Origin of the sequence: Streptomyces antioxidans, from assembly GCF_000968685.2 — a bacterium.
Taxonomy (GTDB): domain Bacteria; phylum Actinomycetota; class Actinomycetes; order Streptomycetales; family Streptomycetaceae; genus Streptomyces; species Streptomyces antioxidans.
Genome location: NZ_LAKD02000041.1, coordinates 60,689 through 80,388, shown reverse-complemented (window position 1 = coordinate 80,388; position 19,700 = coordinate 60,689). Strand labels below are relative to the sequence as shown.

20 protein-coding genes are annotated in these 19,700 nt (G+C 71.0%); 12 read left to right on the top strand and 8 right to left on the bottom strand.

All coding sequences use genetic code 11. The features are described from left to right. Nucleotides 1–27: 27 nt before the first annotated feature. Nucleotides 28–1,227 (bottom strand): bifunctional adenosylcobinamide kinase/adenosylcobinamide-phosphate guanylyltransferase, encoded by a 1,200-nt coding sequence (locus VT50_RS17350; protein ID WP_046084444.1) that lies wholly within the window; start codon nt 1,225–1,227, stop codon nt 28–30. Nucleotides 1,228–1,367: 140 nt separating this feature from the next. On the opposite strand from VT50_RS17350, the gene VT50_RS17345 reads away from it, so the two are divergent. After that, nucleotides 1,368–1,571: a hypothetical protein gene (locus tag VT50_RS17345; RefSeq protein WP_046084445.1), complete on the top strand. Its 204-nt coding sequence runs from the start codon at nt 1,368–1,370 to the stop codon at nt 1,569–1,571. 81 nt (nt 1,572–1,652) lie between these two features. Here the strand turns inward: VT50_RS17345 and VT50_RS17340 are convergent, their stop codons facing one another. Together VT50_RS17340 and VT50_RS17335 are read right to left on the bottom strand one after the other, a co-directional pair. Then, on the bottom strand, nt 1,653–2,387 hold the full coding sequence (locus VT50_RS17340; protein ID WP_240529192.1) for a class I SAM-dependent methyltransferase: 735 nt from the start codon (nt 2,385–2,387) through the stop codon (nt 1,653–1,655). A 59-nt stretch (nt 2,388–2,446) separates the two neighbouring features. Beyond that, complete coding sequence (locus VT50_RS17335) at nt 2,447–3,043, bottom strand: DUF3043 domain-containing protein (protein ID WP_046084457.1); 597 nt, start codon at nt 3,041–3,043, stop codon at nt 2,447–2,449. Between the two features lie 261 nt (nt 3,044–3,304). Here VT50_RS17335 and VT50_RS17330 point away from each other — a divergent pair, with 261 nt between their 5' ends. The 4 genes from VT50_RS17330 (at nt 3,305) to VT50_RS17315 (ending at nt 6,479) form a co-directional block, all read left to right on the top strand. Then, entirely contained in the window at nt 3,305–4,078 is a 774-nt protein-coding gene (locus VT50_RS17330; RefSeq protein WP_046084447.1) for a PspA/IM30 family protein, read from the top strand. A 40-nt stretch (nt 4,079–4,118) separates the two neighbouring features. After that, nucleotides 4,119–4,397: a PspA-associated protein PspAA gene (gene pspAA, locus VT50_RS17325; RefSeq protein ID WP_046084448.1), complete on the top strand. Its 279-nt coding sequence runs from the start codon at nt 4,119–4,121 to the stop codon at nt 4,395–4,397. A gap of 115 nt (nt 4,398–4,512) precedes the next feature. Continuing rightward, nucleotides 4,513–5,805: a sensor histidine kinase gene (locus tag VT50_RS17320; RefSeq protein WP_046084449.1), complete on the top strand. Its 1,293-nt coding sequence runs from the start codon at nt 4,513–4,515 to the stop codon at nt 5,803–5,805. Continuing rightward, a complete protein-coding gene (locus VT50_RS17315) occupies nt 5,802–6,479 on the top strand; it encodes a response regulator transcription factor (protein ID WP_046084450.1) in 678 nt (225 codons plus the stop codon). The genes VT50_RS17320 and VT50_RS17315 overlap by 4 nt, the downstream gene beginning before the upstream one ends. A 121-nt stretch (nt 6,480–6,600) precedes the next feature. Here the strand turns inward: VT50_RS17315 and nadA are convergent, their stop codons facing one another. Beyond that, nucleotides 6,601–7,788: a quinolinate synthase NadA gene (gene nadA / locus VT50_RS17310; RefSeq protein WP_046084451.1), complete on the bottom strand. Its 1,188-nt coding sequence runs from the start codon at nt 7,786–7,788 to the stop codon at nt 6,601–6,603. A gap of 243 nt (nt 7,789–8,031) precedes the next feature. Between nadA and VT50_RS17305 the strand changes: the two genes are divergently transcribed. Beyond that, on the top strand, nt 8,032–8,385 hold the full coding sequence (locus VT50_RS17305; protein WP_020871998.1) for a HesB/IscA family protein: 354 nt from the start codon (nt 8,032–8,034) through the stop codon (nt 8,383–8,385). Between the two features lie 110 nt (nt 8,386–8,495). Here the strand turns inward: VT50_RS17305 and VT50_RS17300 are convergent, their stop codons facing one another. Then, on the bottom strand, nt 8,496–9,992 hold the full coding sequence (locus VT50_RS17300) for a hypothetical protein (RefSeq protein ID WP_046084452.1): 1,497 nt from the start codon (nt 9,990–9,992) through the stop codon (nt 8,496–8,498). A gap of 91 nt (nt 9,993–10,083) precedes the next feature. Further along, nucleotides 10,084–10,311 (bottom strand): hypothetical protein, encoded by a 228-nt coding sequence (locus tag VT50_RS17295; protein ID WP_046084453.1) that lies wholly within the window; start codon nt 10,309–10,311, stop codon nt 10,084–10,086. Nucleotides 10,312–10,483: 172 nt separating this feature from the next. On the opposite strand from VT50_RS17295, the gene VT50_RS17290 reads away from it, so the two are divergent. Next, complete coding sequence (locus tag VT50_RS17290; protein ID WP_046084454.1) at nt 10,484–11,458, top strand: carbohydrate kinase family protein; 975 nt, start codon at nt 10,484–10,486, stop codon at nt 11,456–11,458. Between the two features lie 325 nt (nt 11,459–11,783). Here VT50_RS17290 and VT50_RS17285 read toward each other — a convergent pair whose 3' ends face one another. Further along, a complete protein-coding gene (locus VT50_RS17285; RefSeq protein WP_079343844.1) occupies nt 11,784–13,199 on the bottom strand; it encodes a cysteine desulfurase/sulfurtransferase TusA family protein in 1,416 nt (471 codons plus the stop codon). A 704-nt stretch (nt 13,200–13,903) separates the two neighbouring features. Here VT50_RS17285 and ctaC point away from each other — a divergent pair. From ctaC to VT50_RS17265, 4 genes are all read left to right on the top strand, one after another. Further along, entirely contained in the window at nt 13,904–14,866 is a 963-nt protein-coding gene (gene ctaC, locus VT50_RS17280) for an aa3-type cytochrome oxidase subunit II (RefSeq protein ID WP_046087305.1), read from the top strand. Continuing rightward, nucleotides 14,863–16,602, top strand: a complete 1,740-nt coding sequence (gene ctaD, locus VT50_RS17275; protein WP_046087306.1) for an aa3-type cytochrome oxidase subunit I — start codon at nt 14,863–14,865, stop codon at nt 16,600–16,602. The genes ctaC and ctaD overlap by 4 nt, the downstream gene beginning before the upstream one ends. Continuing rightward, nucleotides 16,599–16,997, top strand: coding sequence for a cytochrome c oxidase subunit 4 (locus tag VT50_RS17270; protein WP_046087307.1), 399 nt, complete (start codon nt 16,599–16,601; stop codon nt 16,995–16,997). Before ctaD ends, VT50_RS17270 begins: the two co-directional genes overlap by 4 nt. Nucleotides 16,998–17,197: 200 nt before the next feature. Beyond that, complete coding sequence (locus tag VT50_RS17265; protein ID WP_053048638.1) at nt 17,198–18,451, top strand: L,D-transpeptidase; 1,254 nt, start codon at nt 17,198–17,200, stop codon at nt 18,449–18,451. A gap of 12 nt (nt 18,452–18,463) precedes the next feature. Here the strand turns inward: VT50_RS17265 and VT50_RS17260 are convergent, their stop codons facing one another. Continuing rightward, on the bottom strand, nt 18,464–18,865 hold the full coding sequence (locus tag VT50_RS17260) for a hypothetical protein (protein WP_046087315.1): 402 nt from the start codon (nt 18,863–18,865) through the stop codon (nt 18,464–18,466). Nucleotides 18,866–19,076: 211 nt separating this feature from the next. Between VT50_RS17260 and ctaE the strand changes: the two genes are divergently transcribed. Beyond that, entirely contained in the window at nt 19,077–19,697 is a 621-nt protein-coding gene (gene ctaE / locus VT50_RS17255; RefSeq protein WP_046087309.1) for an aa3-type cytochrome oxidase subunit III, read from the top strand. Nucleotides 19,698–19,700 lie beyond the last annotated feature (3 nt).

The window sequence follows — 19,700 nt, the reverse complement described above, 5'->3', positions numbered from 1 at the left end:
CCCCGCCCCGTCTCGCCCGTCCCGAGATCAGCCGCGCAGCGGCAAGGGCTGACCGGCCACGACCAACAGCACCTGCTCGCACTCCTCCGCGAACACAGCGTTCAGACGGCCCAGTTCATCGCGGAAGCGGCGCCCCGAGGCGGTCGCGGGAACGACCCCGGCCCCGACCTCGTTGCTGACCGCGACGACCGTACGGGTCGTCGCGCGGACCGCCGCGACGAGGGCGGAGACCCGCTCGTGGAGGGCGCGTTCGCCGCCGTGGGCCCACTTCTCGTCGTCCCAGGCGCTCACGGAGTCCATCGCGTCGGTGAGCCACAGCGCCAGGCAGTCGATGAGCAGCGGTGGGCCGTCCTCGGCCAGCAGCGGGGGCAGATCGCAGGTCTCGGCGGTGCGCCAGGAGCCGGGGCGGCGGTCGCGGTGGGCGGCGACTCGGGCGGCCCACTCGGGGTCGCCCTCGCGGGTGCCGCCCGTCGCGACGTACAGGACGCCGGGGAACGCGGTCAGCCGCCGTTCCGCCTCGCGGGACTTGCCGGACCGGGCACCGCCCAGCACCAGCGTGCGGCGCGGCAGGTCCGGCACCGCGTGGTACTCGCCGACGACCAGCGTCCGCCCGTCCGGCACCGCTCGCGCGCCCGCCGTGGCGAGGCGGCGGTGCAGCTCCCGGCCGGGCGGGGTGGTGTGGTCGAGGTGGACGGCCAGCACATCGGTGGTGGCACCCACGGCGCCCGAGGCGCGCAGGGCGGCCAGCGCGTCGGGGCGGCCCAGCACGTCGAGCAGCACCATGTCGTACGCCTCGGCCGGGTCGGGGAGCCCGGCGGCGGCCGCGCCCGGCGGGAGGTAGAGCAGTCGGTTGCCGTCGGGGCCGGTGACCTCGTAGCCGGTGCCGGGGGAGTCCAGCGCGATCGCCCGCACCCGGTGGCCGCTGATCAGGGACAGTGTGCGGCCGTCCGGCACCCGCCCCGGCGCGGGCAGCCCGGCCGGGAACTCGACGGCGGGCCCCGCATGTGGATGAGAGAGCAGCACCTGGCGGACGCCCACCAGCGAGTACCCGGCCCGCGCGGCGGCGAAGGCGGCCCCCGGCGTGAGGTCGATCAGCAGCGCGCCGTCGATCAGCAGCGAGGTGGCGGCCCGCGCCTCCTCGCCGACGGCGGCGGCACAGGCGGCGCAGGGGCAGCCGTGGCGCGGCAGCCCGTCGGGGGCCCCGGTGCCCAGAAGAGTGAGTTCCACGCCCCGATCGTCTCGCGTCCGTTCCCACGGGTCGCGCGGGGCCACCCCGTACGGAGTGATCAGTCACCTAGGCTGCGGGCAGACATCAGCTGTGGACCGGCGGGTATCACTTGTGGGCCGGTGGGATGGAGGAGGCTGGAATGGCGTGGACATGGCGGTTCGAGAAGTCCGACGGGACGGAGACGAAGCCCGCGGTGCAGCCGGAGGAGTTCCCGACCCAGGGGGACGCGGAGTCGTGGATCGGTGAGGAGTGGCGGGAGCTCCTTGAGGGAGGCGCGGAGCAGGTGACCCTCTTCGAGGACGGCAAGAAGATCTACGGCCCGATGAGCCTGCGCGCCGAATAGACAAGCCGAATAGACAAAGCACACGCACACGGGGTGGCGGCCCTCACCGCCACCCCACCGCACCCAACCCCGCGCCCAGGATCAGCCGCGCACCCCACACAGGTGCAGCAGCGCCGCCACCGCCCGATAGGGATCCGTGCGCCCGGCCCGCTCCTCGGCCGCCAGCAGCCGCCCCCACTCCGGGGAGCCCGGCGGCTCCGCGTCATCCGGGGCGAGGTCGGTGAAGACCCGCACGCCGTACCAGCCGCGCAGGGGCGCGCCGATCGCGGTGAGGGTCTTGGCCAGCTCCTCGCGCCGGTCGGCTCGCACCGGCAGCCCGATCCGGTTGGTGTACGAGGGTGAGTCGAAGGCGGCCAGCGCGGTGTCGAAGTCCCCGGCGAGACCGGGCCGCATCGCCAGCGCGTCACCGTTGCGCACCAGCAGGGAGAGCAGACCGCCGGGGGCCAGCACCCGGGCCGCCCCGGCGAGCAGCGGATCCGGTTCGGGCACGTACATCAGCACGCCGTGGCACAGCACCACGTCGAAGGTGCCCGGCAGGAAGTGTGCCCCGGTCTCCCGGCCGTCGCCCTCGAGCAGCCGCACCCGTCTTCGGATGCCCTCGGGCTCCTCGGCGAACGCGGTGCGGGCCGCCGCCAGCATGGTGGCGTCCGACTCCAGCCCGGTCACCTCGTGGCCCGCGCGGGCCAGCCGCAGGGCCTGGGTGCCCTGGCCGACGCCCACGTCGAGCACCCGCAGCCGCTGCCCCACCGGGAAGCGCGCGGTGATCTGCTCATCGAGCTGGTGGGCGACCAGCGCCTGCCGGACGGTGTTCCGCAGACCCCCTAGGTGGCGCAGCCACCCGGCCGCCCCGCCGGTGAAGCCGGAGGGCGGACCGCTCAGGGCCGCTCTCCGCGCTTGACCTGCGGCTTGGGCAGCCGCAGCCGGCGCATCTGGAGGGTGCGCATCAGGGCGTACGCCACCGCGCCGCGCAGATTCTCGTCGGGGAAGCGCTTGCGCAGCTGCCGCTTGAGCTGGACGCCGAGGACGAGGGAGTTGACCACGATGAGGACGATGACCACCATCCACACCAGCAGCACATAGCTCTGCATGGCGCCGGCCCGGATCATGCTCAGGACCAGGATGACCACCGCGAGCGGCAGGAAGTACTCGGCGACGGAGATCCGCGAGTCCACGAAGTCGCGGGCGAAGCGCCGCACCGGACCCTTGTCGCGGGCGGGTAGATACCGCTCGTCGCCCCCGGCCAGCGCCTGGCGCTGCTTGGCCAGATCGGCGCGGCGGGCCTCGCGCGCACGCTTCGTGGCGTCCTTACGGTTGGCCGGCGTCTTCGCCAGGCTGCGGCGCTGCGACTGGGCCTCGCTCCGCTTGGGAGTGGGGCGGCCCTTGGGCGCCTGCGGGTCACGGGTCTGCTGCGGCTGGTCCGCGGTTACCTTAGAGGTAGCGGCCTGCTCATCCTTGGAACGGCTTCGGAACACAAAGCCCAAGGGTACGGGTTGCGGAGTGTGTGCCCCAGCCTCAGGGGGAACGATCAGGCAACGGAGTCCCGCCCTAATCGGGACACAGGGGGCGCACTCCTCCTTGCGCCGGAGGCTCCCACCGTCTGATCGTCCCTGGGGAGGAGCGCGAGCGGGCTCGAACAGTGCGGTAATGGAAGCAGTGCCCGTAGGCTGGGTCTGTTGGAGTGCCGGAGTCACACGTCCGTCAGAAGGGGGCGCGCGAGGCCCATGAGCGGTGTCATGAAGCGTATGGGGATGATCTTCCGCGCGAAGGCCAACAAGGCCCTGGACCGGGCCGAGGACCCGCGGGAAACCCTCGACTACTCGTACCAGAAGCAGCTGGAGCTGCTCCAGAAGGTGCGTCGTGGTGTCGCCGATGTGGCGACCTCCCGCAAGCGCCTTGAGCTGCAGCTCAACCAGTTGCAGGGCCAGTCCACCAAGCTGGAGGACCAGGGCCGCAAGGCGCTCGCGCTCGGCCGGGAGGACCTGGCCCGCGAGGCGCTGTCCCGCCGCGCCGCGCTGCAGCAGCAGGTCACCGACCTGGAGACCCAGCACCAGACGCTCCAGGGCGAGGAGGAGAAGCTGACCCTGGCCGCCCAGCGGCTGCAGGCCAAGGTCGACGCCTTCCGTACGCGCAAGGAGACCATCAAGGCCACCTACACCGCGGCCCAGGCCCAGACCCGCATCGGCGAGGCCTTCTCCGGCATCTCCGAGGAGATGGGCGACGTCGGCATGGCGATCCAGCGCGCCGAGGACAAGACGGCGCAGCTCCAGGCGCGCGCGGGCGCGATCGACGAGCTGCTGGCCTCCGGCGCCCTGGACGACCAGTCCGGTATGGCCAAGGACGACATCGCGGCCGAGCTCGACCGGATCTCCGGCGGTACGGACGTGGAGCTGGAGCTTCAGCGGATGAAGGCCGAGCTGGCCGGTGGCAGCCCGCAGCAGGCGATCGAGGGCGGCACGACGGACGGGTCCCAGCAGTCCCAGACCCAGCACAAGTTCGACAAGCAGTAGCCCGCGCCCCCGCCTGGGCGAGGTCTCCAAGGAGGTCGTCATGATCGTACGGATCATGGGTGAGGGCCAGGTGCTGGTGGCCGAGAGCCATCTGCCCGGACTGAACAGGCTGGACGACGAGCTGCTCGCGGAGATCGAGGGCGGCGATCACGAGGGCTTCCGCAGGACCCTGGGCGCGCTGCTGGACGCGGTGCGCTCGGCCGGTGAGCCGCTGCCCGACGACGCGCTCCAGCCGTCCGAGCTGATCCTCCCCGCCGCCGAAGCGACCCTCGAGGAAGTCAAGGCGATGCTCAAGGACGACGGCCTGATTCCGGGCTAGGGCGGCGCTAGTGCGGCGCGCTCCCGGATCCACACTCCAGCACAGGTCGTACCTCCCCGCACCGGCCGGGTACGGGCCGCCCAGGAACCCGGGCGGCCCCCTGCGGCCCTTACCGTTGGATTCCGTGACTCCCCTCGCCGTCGGGCCGGGTCTGGCCCGTCCGCACCGCTGGCTGTGCGCCCACCCCCGTGCCCTGGACACCCTGGTGGCGCTGGTGGTCCTCGTGCTGATCCTGATCGGCGCGGTGGCGGGTCCGCGCATGCGCCACCAGCCGCTGGGCGCCTTCTTCGTGCTGCTGGCCGTGCTCGCCGCCGCCTCACTGGTGCTCCGCCGCGATCTGCCCCGCGGGGTGCTCGCCTTCAACGTCGCCCTCACCCTCACCGAGCTCATCACCAATGACGTGGGCCCGCCGCGCACCTCGATCGTGTTCGGGGTGGTGGTGGCGCTCTACACGGTGGCGTCCCGCACCGACCGCCCCACCACCTGGCGGGTCGGCGCCGCCACCGCCGTGCTGCTCACCGGCGCCGGGATGCTCTTCGCGCTCAACCCCTGGTACTCACAGGAGAATTGGGGCCTGTTCGCCTGGGCCGGGCTGGCCGCGGCTGCCGGTGACGCGGTGCGCAGCCGGCGCGCCTACATCGCCGCCATCGAGGAGCGGGCGGTGCGCGCGGAGCGCACCCGTGAGGAGGAGGCGCGCCGCCGGGTCGCCGAGGAGCGGCTGCGGATCGCCCGTGAGCTGCACGATGTCGTGGCGCATCACATCGCGCTGGTCAACGTCCAGGCCGGGGTCGCCTCCCACGTCATGGACAACCGCCCGGACCAGGCCAAGGAGGCGCTGGCGCACGTACGGCAGGCGAGCCGATCGGCGCTGGAGGAGCTGCGCGCCACGGTCGGCCTGCTGCGGCAGTACGGCGACCCCGCCGCCCCCACCGAACCGGCCCCCGGCCTCGCGGTCCTGGACCAGCTCGTGGACGGCTTCGTACGGGCCGGAACGCGGGTCCGGGTGCGGGCGGAGCCGCCGGAGGAGCTGGGCCCGCTGCCGGGCTCGGTGGACCTCACGGCCTACCGCGTGGTCCAGGAGGCGCTGACCAATGCGCACAAGCACGCCGGGCCGGGGGCCACGGCCGAGATCCGCATCGCCCGGGTCGCGGACGCCCTGGAGGTCACGGTCGAGGACGACGGGGCGGGGACGCGCACCGAGGGGCCCGAGGAGGCGCCGGACGGCATGGACGGGTCCGGGCAGCCCCGGGCGGACGGGACGGAGCCCGGCGGCGGACACGGCCTGCTGGGGATGCGCGAGCGGGTGACCGCGCTGCGCGGCAGCTGTGAGGCGGGACCCCTGCCCGGGGGCGGTTTCCGGGTGCGGGTGAGACTTCCTCTGCAGCCGCGCGGGGGAGGGGACTTATGACGATCAAGGTACTGCTGGCGGACGACCAGGCGCTGCTGCGCAGCGCGTTCCGCGTCCTGGTGGGCTCCGAACCGGACATGGAGGTGGTGGGCGAGGCGTCCGACGGCGCGGAGGCGGTGGAGATCGCCCGCGCCCGGGGCGCGGACGTCGTGCTGATGGACATCCGGATGCCCGGTACGGACGGCCTGGCCGCCACCCGCATGATCACCGAAGACCCGCAGCTGAAGGACGTACGGGTGGTCATGCTGACGACCTTCGAGGTGGACGAGTACGTGGTGGACTCGCTGCGGGCCGGGGCCAGCGGCTTCCTCGGCAAGGGCGCCGAGCCCGATGAACTGCTCGCGGCGATCCGCATCGCCGCGGCGGGCGAGGCACTGCTCTCCCCGGCCGCGACCAAGGGGCTGATCGCCCGCTTCCTGGCCCAGGGCGACGGGGGCGGCGGCGCGGGCGCCTATGACTCCTCACGGCTGGACGCCCTGACCGTGCGCGAGCGCGAGGTCCTGGCCCAGGTGGGCGGCGGCCTGTCCAACGACGAGATCGCCGCCCGGCTGGAGGTCAGCCCGCTCACGGTCAAGACGCACGTCAACCGCGCGATGGCCAAGCTGAGCGCCCGCGACCGCGCCCAGCTGGTAGTGATCGCTTACGAAACGGGCCTGGTCCGCGCGGGCGCGTAGCGCTGCCCGCGCGGACCTTCCTCCTCCCCGCTACCAGGGTCTCCGCCCCCGGACCCCTCGGCGGGCGCCGAAGCGGCCTCCGGGCGCCGCAGGCGACCCGCACCCCACCGCCGAACGCTGCCTACGGCAGCGCCAGCATTCGCTCCAGCGCCAGCTTCGCGAAGTGCTCGGTCTCCGCGTCGACCTGGATGCGATTGACCACCTTGCCGTCCACCAGCGACTCCAGCGCCCACACCAGATGCGGCAGATCGATCCGGTTCATGGTCGAGCAGAAGCACACCGTCTTGTCGAGGAAGACGATCTCCTTGCCCTGGTCGGCGAAGCGGTTGGCCAGGCGCCGTACGAGGTTCAGCTCGGTGCCGATCGCCCACTTCGAACCGGCGGGGGCGGCCTCCAGGGCCTTGATGATGTACTCGGTCGAGCCCACGTAGTCCGCCGCCGCCACGACCTCGTGCTTGCACTCGGGGTGCACCAGCACATTCACACCCGGTATGCGCTCGCGCACATCCTTGACCGAGTCCAGCGAGAAGCGGCCGTGCACCGAGCAGTGGCCGCGCCACAGGATCATCGTGGCGGCGCGCAGCTCCTCGGGGGTGAGCCCGCCGTTCGGCTTGTGCGGGTTGTAGACGACGCAGTCGTCCAGTGACATGCCCATGTCGCGGACCGCCGTATTGCGCCCCAGGTGCTGATCGGGCAGGAACAGCACCTTCTCGCCCTGCTGGAACGCCCACTCCAGCGCCCGCCGGGCATTGGAGGAGGTGCAGATCGTGCCGCCGTGGCGACCGGTGAACGCCTTGATGTCGGCGGAGGAGTTCATATACGAGACGGGCACCGTCGCATCCGCCACACCGGCCTCCGCGAGCACCTCCCAGCACTCGGCGACCTGCTCGGCCGTGGCCATGTCGGCCATCGAGCAGCCGGCCGCCAGATCGGGGAGGATGACCCGCTGGTCGTCGCCCGTGAGGATGTCGGCGGACTCGGCCATGAAGTGCACACCGCAGAAGACGATGTACTCCGCGTCCGGCCGCGCGGCCGCGTCCCGGGCGAGCTTGAAGGAGTCTCCGGTGACATCCGCGAACTCGATGACCTCGTCGCGCTGGTAGTGGTGGCCGAGCACGAAGACCTTGTCCCCGAGCTTCTCCTTGGCCGCGCGGGCGCGGGCCACCAGATCCGGGTCGGAGGGCGCCGGGAGGTCTCCCGGGCACTCCACGCCGCGCTCGCTCCGTGGGTCGGCCTCCCGGCCGAGAAGCAGCAGAGCGAGCGGGGTCGGCTGCACATCGAGGGGCTGGGCGGTGGTCACGTCACGCACCCTTCTTTCTTCGCTGGGAAATTCTTCGCTGAAAACCCTAATCGTCAGAATGACGCTATCTATCATAGCTCCTTCATGTCATGTTGACGAGAGGCATTGCGTCGATGTGACGCATTCCGGTGTGTCCGCCCGTATGCGAGCATGAAGGGCAACAGGAGATAGGCGCTTGGGCCCGGAATGAATCCGGGACGCCGTTGGTTTGCGCCATCGGCAAGCAGTCCGTACGACCCGGGAGAGAAGCAGATGACCGTTCAGGACGAGACCACCGCGAGCGAGGGCATCATCCTGTCCGACGCCGCCGCGTCGAAGGTCAAGAGCCTGCTGGAGCAGGAGGGCCGCGATGACCTCGCGCTGCGCGTCGCCGTCCAGCCCGGCGGCTGCTCCGGCCTGCGCTACCAGCTCTTCTTCGACGAGCGCTCGCTCGACGGCGACGTCGTCAAGGACTTCGGCGGCGTGAAGGTCGTGACCGACCGCATGAGCGCCCCGTACCTGGGCGGTGCCTCGATCGACTTCGTCGACACCATCGAGAAGCAGGGCTTCACCATCGACAACCCGAACGCCACGGGCTCCTGCGCCTGCGGCGACTCCTTCAGCTGAGCCCCCGGGCGCGGCGGAGCGCACAGCATGACGGAAGGGGGCGGGCCCACCGGGCCCGCCCCCTTCCGGCTGTCCTGAACCGTTCGCTCATCCCGAGCTGAACCGTTCGCTCACTTCCGCAGCGGCACCGTCTCACCGGTGGACCCGTCCACGACCTTCCGGCCGTCCAGCGGCTCCTCCAGCGTCACCTTCCGCTCCAGCTGCTTGGCGACGAGGATGCAGGCCCGCCCCGGATGCTTCGGCTTGCTCTTGAGGTCCAGCGTCACCTTGTCGGAGCTCTCCTTCGCGGAGACCGAGTAGGTGTTGCAGACCCCGCCCCAGAAGCGCAGCGTCAGGGTCTTGCCGTCCACCGTGTACGAGGTGAGGTGATCCGGCTTGGAGGTGCCGTCACCCTTGCCCGGCGAGGGCGAGTGGCCCGGCTCCTCCGCCTTCTTGATGAACTCCGGCTTCACCGCGGGGTAGGGGAGGGTGACCGCCACGTGGTTGGCCCCGGTCGGCTTGGTCTCGAAGATCCACGACGGCACCAGCGCCCGCCGTCCGTCCACCAGCTGCGAGGCGAGGCCGAACGTCACCTTGCGCACGCTCACCTTCCCCGAGGGCCCGTCGCTCCTGCCCGCCGCCGAGTTCAGCCGCTGCAGCGCCTGGTCCGCGCTGAGCAGCGGATAGCTGTCGTCCTCCTTGGGCTCCGCCAGCGTTCCGTTGCCGCCGACCAGCTGGCCGTCGGCGCCGACCTGCAGATTGGTGCCCCAGCCGTAGGTGGGCAGGTCGCCCACCTTCGGATCGGCGTTCACCATCCGCACGGCGCCGTAGAGGCCGCTCGCGTCCAGCTTGGCGTCCGACAGCCCGAGCGCCTTGAACACCGGCTCGGCGGCGCTCTGGGCCTTCTCCTCGGAGACGGCCTTGTCGCGGCCCTCGGCGGCGCCGTTGTCACCGCGCTTGTCGCCGTCGCGGTAGGTGGGGCAGCGCTTGTCGGCCCTCTCCGCCCCGTCGCCCTTGTCGGTCCGGGTGGACTGCGGCGCCTTCTTCCCGTCCGGGTGGACGCAGGACGAGCCGCCCGGCGCCCCGTAGCGGGAGTACGACCAGCTGCCCGGCCCGGTCTGGCTCACCCGCAGCGTCGGGCCGCTCGCGTCCGGGGCGCCGCCCACCTTCCAGTACCCGTGGTCGGCGCGGGGGCTGCCGGAGACGTCCAGCGCCTTCGCCAGCCGCGCCACATCGGCCTTGGTGACCTTCGGGTCGGTCAGATACACCGGGGCCTCATCGGGCCCGTCCGGCAGCTTGCCCGTCACCACATAGCGGCCGCCGTGCGGGTCGGGCTCCCCGGGCGCGATGCCCTCGTTCCCGTCCCGCTCCCCGCCCGGGGAGGCGCCGCGCTCTCCGCCCTGGGAGGCGTAGGCGTCCAGTGCGAGGGGTTTGGGCGATCCGTCCTCGTCCGACGCGCCCGGACCCCGGGTGCCGCCGGCCGCGGTGGACGCCCAGTAGGCGCCGCCACCACCGGCTACCAGCACCGCGGCCGCCACCGAAACGACGGCCAGCGGCGAGCGCCGGCGCGTACGTCGGGGGGCGCCGTCATCGGGGGTCTGCGGGGTGTCGGTGTCCTCGGTGCTCACCGTTTCGCTCCTTCGGCTCCGCTCACGTTCTACGGTCCCATCCCTCGCGAGGAGATGCCGATGAGACGGAGCCCGGACCCGGCCGGTTCCGTCAATCGCCGTAATCGGACATCCCGGCCAGCAGGTCGGCCGATGCGGCGGGCACCGTGACCCCCCGGATGCGGGAGGCGGCGACCGGGGAAACGGGCCCGGCGGGAGCGGCCGGTACGGTGACCGTCCAGTGCGGCGCCATCCGCGCACCGTCGCCGCGCAGCTCCTCCAGGTGTTCGGGCTCGATGGCCCCGGTGGCGGGCAGAGCGGGGGTGAGGTGCTGGGGCATGATGCCTCCCGGTCCTTGGGCTGTCGCCGACGCGTCCCCCGTGTCCACGCACCGTATTCAGCGGATGCCGGTCACAAAAGACCTACTATTGGGTAGTTTCTTCCGTTCGTATGGACCGGGCTGAGCAGATAGCGTGAAGCGTCCGATCTCTCCGCCCCGCAGGAGCGACTCAGTGCGCATCGCCGTAACCGGCTCCATCGCCACCGACCATCTGATGTCCTTCCCCGGCCGTTTCGCCGATCAGCTGGTCGCCGATCAGCTGCATACGGTCTCCCTCTCCTTCCTGGTCGACACCCTCGACGTCCGCCGTGGTGGAGTCGGCCCCAACATCTGTTTCGGCATGGGCGTGCTGGGCCTGCGCCCGATCCTGGTCGGCGCGGCCGGCGAGGACTTCGCCGACTACCGCGCCTGGCTGGACCGGTACGGTGTGGACACCGCGTCCGTGCGGATCTCCGAGGTCCAGCACACCGCCCGCTTCGTCTGCACCACCGACGCCGACCACAACCAGATCGCGTCCTTCTACACCGGCGCCATGAGCGAGGCCCGCCAGATCGAGCTCCAGCCCGTCGCGGAGCGCGTCGGCGGCCTCGATCTGGTGCTGATCAGCGCGGACGACCCGGAGGCCATGGTCCGCCACACCGAGGAGTGCCGCTCGCGCGGCATCGCCTTCGCCGCCGACCCCTCCCAGCAGCTCGCCCGCATGGACGGGGAGGACATCCGGCTGCTGATCGGCGGCGCGGACTACCTCTTCACCAATGAGTACGAGGCCGCGCTGATCGAGACCAAGACCGGCTGGACCGCGGACCAGATCCTCGCCAAGGTCGGCACCCGCGTCACCACGCTGGGCGCGCAGGGCGTGCGGATCGACCGCGAGGGCGAGGAGCCCGTGGTCGTCGGCTGCCCGGAGGAGGAGCAGAAGGCCGACCCGACCGGCGTCGGCGACGCCTTCCGCGCCGGATTCCTCTCCGGCCTGTCCTGGAACCTCTCGCTGGAGCGGGCCGCCCAGGTGGGCTGCATGCTGGCGACGCTGGTCATCGAGACCATCGGCACGCAGGAGTACGAGCTGCGCCGCGGCCACTTCATGGAGCGCCTTGCCAAGGCGTACGGCCATGACGCGGCGGCCGAGATCGCGGCCCACCTGCCCTGACCCCTCGGAACGCCCAGGGGGCAGTCGCCCCCTGGGCACTGCCGGTCTCCGAGCGGACCAGCGGAAGGATGCCGCGGTCCGGAAGGCGCCCGAAGGGGCGCGGGGCTCTGCCGATCTGCGGCTCCGCCGCGCGGGCGCGACCAGCCGCGACGGCGCCGCAGTTGATCGACGGCATGTCAGGGCACGTCGTGCGGAGTCACCCGGCTCCGCCGCGTGGCAGGAGCTCCGCCCCAGACCCCAGGGGTCTGGGGCGGAGCCCCGGTTTCGGGAAGGGGCGGGGCGGGGACCGCCCGCCGCAGGCGTCACCTTCCCCGCCGCACAACGCCTACGCGCGGCGGCGCACCCGGTACGCCACGCCCCGTTCAGCCGGGCGCTCACCCTCGTAGCTCTGGCCGCGCATCTCGCACCAGGCCGGGATGTCCAGCCGGGCCGCCTCGTCGTCGGACAGCACCGTCACCACCCCGCCCACCGGCACCTCGCCGATCACCTTGGCCAGCTCGATCACCGGGATCGGGCACCGCTTGCCGAGTGAGTCGACCACCAGCTCGGGCTCAGGCTCGGGCTGTGGTTCACGGGCCGGTCCGGCGGCGGCTCCGGACGGTCGCGGCGCCCCCAGGCGCTCCCGTACCCCCGCCACCACCCCCGGCAGCGCCTCCAGGAACCGCTCCACGTCCGCCCCGGCCGTACCGCGCGGAAGCGAGACCCGGACATTGCCCTCGGACAGCACCCCCATGGCCTTCAGCACATGGCTCGGGGTCAGCGTGGAGGAGGTGCAGGAGGAGCCGGACGAGACCGAGAACCCCGCGCGGTCCAGCTCATGGAGGAGCGCTTCTCCGTCGACATAGAGACAGGAGAAGGTCACCAGGTGCGGCAGCCGCCGCTCCGGGTCGCCGACCACCTCGGCGTCCGGCACCAGCTCCGGCACCCGTGCCCGGATCCGGTCCACCAACCCCCGCAGCCGCTCCGCCTCGGCGGCGGCCTCGGCCCGGACGGCCCGCAGCGAGGCGGCCGCGGCGACGATGGCCGGGAGGTTCTCGAACCCCGGGGAGCGGCCCGACTCCCGCTCGTCGGCGGGCTGGACGGTACGGAAGCGCACCCCCTTGCGCACCGCGAGCAGCCCCACCCCCGCAGGGCCGCCCCATTTGTGGGCACTTGCGGTCAGAAGTGACCAATTGCCCTCTGTGGGGCCCCAGCCGAGCGACTGGGCCGCGTCCACCAGTAGCGGTACGTCCGCCGCCGCGCACTCCTCGGCGGCCTCGGCCACCGGCTGCAGGGTGCCGACCTCATGGTTGGCGGACTGCAGACAGGCCAGCGCCACCCCGCCCGGGGCCTCCCGCAGGGCCGCCGCGTACGCCCCCGGCGCGACCCGTCCCGTACGGTCCACCGGGACCTCGGCGACCGTGCCGCCGTCCGCCTCGTGCGCCGCAGCCGCGTGCAGCACCGAGGAGTGCTCCACGGCGGAGACGATCAGATGGCGACCGGCGCGCCGCCGCCCCGCGAGCGCCCCCGCGATGCCGTCGTGCACCGCGCGGGTCCCGGAAGGGGTGAAGACGAGCTCGTCCGGGCGGCACCCCACGGCCTCGGCGGCCGCCTCCCGCGCCGCGTCCAGCAGCAGCCGCGCCCGCCGCCCCTCCCGGTAGAGGCGCGAGGGGTCGGCCCACCCCTCGTCGAGCGCGGCGAGGAGCGCCTGCCGGGCGACGGGGTGCAGCGGGGCGGACGAGGCCGCGTCGAAGTAGGGCACATGAGGAACGCTAAGCGGTCCGCGGGACGTGGCGCGAGCGCGGTCGTTCATACCGCGGCCGCGTCGTGGCTGGCCGTGCCCACGCGGTCGAGCCGCGCATCAACACGGCCCCGCGCCCCATCGGGAGGCAACCGCGCGCACCGGACTCCGGCGAGGCCGCTTGGCCGCCGAGACCGGCGAACGGACGGCCCCGGCGGCCCCGCCCAGGATCGCCCCGCCCGAAACCGAGCCCCGGCCCGGGGCCCCAAGCCGGGTGCGCCCGACGCGAGAAGGCCACCCGAAGCCGGGCCGCCCCCGGCCGGAGGGCTACCGCATCCGGGCCGCCCCCGGCCGGAAGACCATCGGCACCTGGGGTGGCACCCGGCCGGAAGGTCGCCGGAACCCGGGGCCGCACCCGGCTGGAAGGTCGCCGGAACCCGGGGCCGTGCCCGGCCGGGAAGGGTGCCGGAACCTGGGGCGCACCCGGCCGGGAAGGGCGTCGGAACCCGGGCTGGGCCCGGGCGGAAAAGGGCTTCGGAGCCCGGGATTCCACCCCTTCGTGGAGCGGTACGGCGCGTTGGGCACCCTCCCCGCGCGACCCCAAATAGCGTCCAGTAGGGTTTGGTCCGCATAAACATCCAAACCCCTGCCCGCACCGGGCCGGCGACCGACCAGACAGACGGCCGCGGCCGACCGCGCGGGCGAGACTCTCGGGAAGGCGCTACGTGAGTCCCAACGGCTCCGACCGCTCGTCGCGGCGCCCGGTGCGGCGGAAGCTGCTGCAGGCGCTGGCCGCGGGCTTGGTCCTGGCGACCGCCACCGGTTGCACATCCAAGGACTTCCCCCGCCTCGGAATGCCTACCCCCGTCACGGAGGAGGCGCCGCGGATCCTCTCCCTGTGGCAGGGCTCGTGGGCGGCGGCGCTCGCCACGGGCGTCCTGGTCTGGGGCCTGATCATCTGGGCGGTCATCTTCCACCGCCGCAGCAGGACCAAGATCGAGGTTCCCGCGCAGACCCGGTACAACATGCCGATCGAGGCGCTGTACACCGTGGTCCCGATCATCATCGTCTCGGTGCTGTTCTACTTCACCGCACGCGATGAGAACGCGCTCCTCAAGACCTCCAAGAAGCCCGACCACGTGGTGAATGTGGTGGGCTATCAGTGGAGCTGGGGCTTCAACTACATGGAGAACGTGGACGGTTCGACCGCCACGCCCAAGCAGGAAGCCAAGGAGATCTCCGCGATCCCCCAGCGCATGCTGAACGCGGTCCCCAAGGGCGCCGAGGGTGTCTACGAGGCGGGCACCCCCGGTGAGCGGAACCCGCAGACCGGCAACCCGGGGCCGACCCTGTGGCTGCCGAAGGGCGAGTCCGTCCAGTTCATCCTGACGTCCCGCGATGTCATCCACTCGTTCTGGGTGGTCCCCTTCCTGATGAAGATGGACGTCATCCCGGGTCACACCAACCGCTTCGAGGTCACCCCGAACCGCGAGGGCACCTTCAAGGGCAAGTGCGCCGAGCTGTGCGGCGTCGACCACTCCCGGATGCTCTTCAACGTCAAGGTCGTGTCGCCGGAGCGTTACCAGCAGCACCTCAAGGAGCTGGCGAAGAAGGGCCAGACCGGCTACATCCCGGCGGGCATTGAGCAGACGGACGCCGCCAAGAACGCGGAGACCAGGACATCGTGAGCATCCTCAACGAACCCCAGGGTGCCGGCACCACCGCCTCGCAAGAGCCGGGGACGCCGGTACGTCGGAAGCAGCCGGGCAATGTCGTCGTCAAGTGGCTGACCACCACCGACCACAAGACGATCGGCACGCTCTACCTCGTCACGTCGTTCGCGTTCTTCTGCATCGGCGGCCTGATGGCGCTCTTCATGCGCGCCGAACTGGCCCGTCCGGGTTCGCAGATCATGACGAACGAGCAGTTCAACCAGGCGTTCACCATGCATGGCACGATCATGCTGCTGATGTTCGCCACCCCGCTGTTCGCGGGGTTCACGAACTGGATCATGCCGCTGCAGATCGGTGCGCCCGATGTGGCGTTCCCGCGGCTGAACATGTTCGCGTACTGGCTGTACCTCTTCGGGTCGCTGATCGCGGTGGGCGGGTTCCTGACCCCGCAGGGCGCGGCCGACTTCGGCTGGTTCGCCTATTCGCCGCTGTCGGACGCGGTCCGCTCGCCCGGGGTGGGCGCGGACATGTGGATCATGGGTCTGGCCTTCTCCGGCTTCGGCACGATCCTCGGTGCGGTCAACTTCATCACCACGATCATCTGCATGCGCGCCCCGGGCATGACGATGTTCCGCATGCCGATCTTCACCTGGAACGTGCTGCTGACCGCGGTGCTGGTGCTGCTCGCCTTCCCGGTGCTGGCCGCCGCGCTGTTCGCCCTGGAGGCGGACCGTAAATTCGGGGCGCATGTCTTCGACGCGGCCAATGGCGGGGCGCTGCTCTGGCAACACCTCTTCTGGTTCTTCGGCCATCCAGAGGTGTACATCATCGCGCTGCCGTTCTTCGGCATCATCTCCGAGGTCATTCCGGTCTTCTCCCGGAAGCCGATGTTCGGTTACATCTCCCTGATCGCCGCGACCATTTCGATCGCCGGTCTCTCGGTGACGGTGTGGGCCCACCACATGTATGTCACCGGCGGGGTGCTACTGCCGTTCTTCTCGTTTATGACGTTCCTGATCGCGGTGCCGACCGGTATCAAGTTCTTCAACTGGATCGGCACGATGTGGAAGGGGTCGCTGAGCTTCGAGACCCCGATGCTCTGGGCCGTCGGCTTCCTGATCACCTTCACCTTCGGTGGTCTGACCGGTGTGATCCTGGCGTCGCCGCCGATGGACTTCCACGTCTCCGACTCGTACTTCGTGGTGGCCCACTTCCACTACGTGGTCTTCGGCACCGTGGTCTTCGCGATGTTCGCCGGATTCCACTTCTGGTGGCCGAAGATGACCGGCAAGATGCTGGACGAAAGGCTCGGCAAGATCACCTTCTGGACGCTGTTCGTGGGCTTCCACGGCACGTTCCTGGTGCAGCACTGGCTGGGCGCCGAGGGCATGCCCCGCCGGTACGCCGACTACCTCGCGGCAGACGGCATCACCGTGCTGAACACCATCTCGACCATCAGCTCCTTCGTCCTCGGCCTGTCGGTCCTGCCGTTCTTCTACAACGTCTGGAAGACCGCCAAGTACGGCAAGAAGGTCGAGGTCGACGACCCCTGGGGCTACGGCCGTTCGCTGGAGTGGGCCACTTCCTGCCCGCCGCCGCGGCACAACTTCCTCACCCTGCCGCGGATCCGCTCCGAATCCCCGGCGTTCGACCTGCACCACCCGGAGATCGCGGCACTCGACCAGCTCGAGAACCACGGTGCGCCTGACGATGACAAGGCCCTCGCGGGTGGTAAGGAGGCCGGCAAGTGAAGGTCCAAGGCCGGATGTTCATCTGGCTGGCCGTCTTCATCCTCGTCATTGCGATCGTCTATGGCGTGTGGTCGAAGGAGCCAGCCGGCACCACGGCGCTCTTCCTGGCCTTCGGGCTGAGCATCATGATCGGCTACTACCTGGCCTTCACGGCCCGCCGGGTGGATGTCGGTGCGCAGGACAACAAGGAAGCGGACGTCGCGGACGACGCCGGCGAGCTGGGCTTCTTCTCCCCGCACAGCTGGCAGCCGCTCTCCCTCGGCATCGGCGGGGCCATGGCCTTCCTGGGCGTGGTCTTCGGCTGGTGGCTGCTCTTCTTCTCGGTCCCGGTCATCATGGTCGGCCTCTTCGGCTGGGTCTTCGAGTACTACCGCGGCGAGAACGCCAACCAGTAGCCCTGACCGGCTGACCCGAGCGGGGTCCGGACGCCTGGAGAGGTGTCCGGACCCCGCTCGGCGTTGCGGGGTCCACAGGGCCCGGATGGTCCACAGGCCCGGACGGCTGGGACGGCCCGGACGGCACCGCCGGGGCCGCCCGTTCACTCCGGTGCTTCACTCCGCGCGCCGTTCCCGTACACCGTTCTTACGTTGGCTCCATGAGCCACACACCTCGATCACTCAGAAGCCGGGCGGTGCTGACCTGCGCCCTGCTGGCGGCGCCGCTGATAGCGGGTCTGAGCGGATGCGGGGGCTCCCCCGACCCCCTGTCCGCGAAGCCGTACGACGCCGCCGACCAGATCTCGTTCAGCGGTGACGGTGACGGTGAGGGCCGTAAGGCCGATCCGGACAAGCCGCTCGAAGTGACGGCCAAGGACGACGACAGCCGGATCACGGATGTCACGGCCACCGACGCCGCGGGCCGCTACGTCCGGGGCGAGCTGACCGACGACGGCAGGCACTGGCGCAGCACCGTGCCGCTGGCCGCGGGCGCCCACTACACGCTGAAGGTGTCCACGGAGGACTCCAACGGCGCTCCTGGCCGCCGTACGGTCGCCTTCGCCACCAGCTCCGCCCACCGGCTGCTGAAGGTCACCTTCGGCCCCAAGGCGGGGGAGTACGGGGTGGGGCAGCCCATCACGGCCAAACTGAGCCGGCCCGTCAAGGACCCCTCGGCCCGTGCCGTGATCGAGCGCGCCCTGAAGGTGGAGTCACGGCCCGCGGTGGAGGGCGTCTGGCACTGGGTGGACAGCCGTAACCTGCACTACCGCCCGCAGGAGTACTGGCCCGCCCACGCCACCATCACGGTGCGCTCCAACCTCAAGGGCATCCGGATCGGCGGCGGGCTCTACGGCGGCGAGGCCAAGTCGCTGCGGCTGACCACCGGCGACCGGCTCGAAGCCCTCACCGACTCCGGCACCCACCAGATGACGGTGAAGCGCAACGGGGTGCCGGTCCGGACCATCCCGATCACCACCGGTATGCCCGGATTCGACACCCGGAACGGCATCAAGGTCATCCTGGCCAAGGAGTCCGCCGTACGGATGACGGGCGCCAGCATCGGGCTCGGCGCGGGCTCCTACGACCTGATGGTCTACTGGGCCGCCCGGGTCACCAAGAGCGGTGAATACGTCCATGCCGCGCCCTGGTCCACCGGTTCGCAGGGCTACGCCAACGTCAGCCACGGCTGCACGGGCATGAGCACGGCGGACGCCCAGTGGTTCTTCAACACCGTGCGGCTGGGCGACATCGTCCAGGTGGTGCACAGCAATGGAGAGGACATGGCCACGTTCGACAACGGCTACGGCGACTGGAACATGGCCTGGGCGGACTGGCGCAAGGGCAGCGCCGTCGCCTCCGGCCAGTCCGACGCCGTGACCGCCGACTCCGCCCGGCTCCGTCCCCAGGTCTGAGCGGCGGTGAGGTCAGGCGCCCACCGCGAGCCGCTTGCGGAGCAGCCCGGCCAGCGCGTCCGCCAGGGCCACCGGGTCCACCGGATGCGTGACCGCGGCCTCCGCACGGCTCCAGGTGGCCAGCCAGGCGTCCTGCGGGCGGCCGATGAGCAGCAGCACCGGCGGGCACTGGAAGATCTCGTCCTTGATCTGCCGGCAGACGCCCATCCCGCCCGCGGGCGCCGACTCACCGTCCAGCACACAGGCGTCGATGCCACCGTCCTCCAGCGCCGAGAGGACGGCCGGGAGGGTGGCGCACTCCAAGAACTCCACCGGGGGCACATCGGCGGCGGGCCGGCGCCCGACCGCCAGGCGCACCTGCTCGCGGGTGCTCACGTCATCGCTGTAGACCAGCACCGTCGCGGTGGGCCGCATCATGTCCTCCGGGCGAAGTAAGTGATCTGCCGGGCTCCTGATCCGGATGCTACTCCCGTACAGCCGTCCGGAGGAGGGGTCGTACGGATCTCTCCCTCCTTCGGGGGACTGTCCGGGACAGCCGCGACGAGCAGGGTCGATGTCCTTGACGCGGCCCTTGACACTCCGAACGGGACCCCCGGGAGTGAGCGCTGGATAAGCGACCGACATAATGTCGGTCGTGGCGACAGCAACAGCAGTAGAAACCGGGCACGCGCACCCGTCGGTCAACCGGCCGAACCTCACCAGCGTCGGAACGATCATCTGGCTGAGTTCCGAGCTGATGTTCTTCGCGGCCCTCTTCGCGATGTACTTCACCCTGCGATCGGTGACCGGCGCCGAGCACTGGAAGGAAATGGCGTCCTCGCTGAACTTCCCGTTCTCGGCGACGAACACCACGATCCTGGTGCTCTCCTCCCTCACCTGCCAGCTCGGCGTCTTCGCCGCCGAGCGCGGCGACGTGAAGAAGCTGCGCTCCTGGTTCGTGATCACCTTCATCATGGGCGCGATCTTCATCGGCGGTCAGATCTTCGAATACACCGAGCTGGTCAAGAAGGACGGGCTCTCGCTCTCCTCTGACCCGTACGGCTCGGTGTTCTATCTGACCACCGGCTTCCACGGCATGCATGTGACGGGCGGCCTGATCGCCTTCCTGTTTGTCCTGGGCAGGACGTACGCGGCCAAGAGGTTCACCCACCAGCAGGCGACGGCGGCCATCGTCGTGTCCTATTACTGGCACTTCGTCGATGTCGTCTGGATCGGCCTCTTCGCCACGATCTACATGATCAAGTAAGCC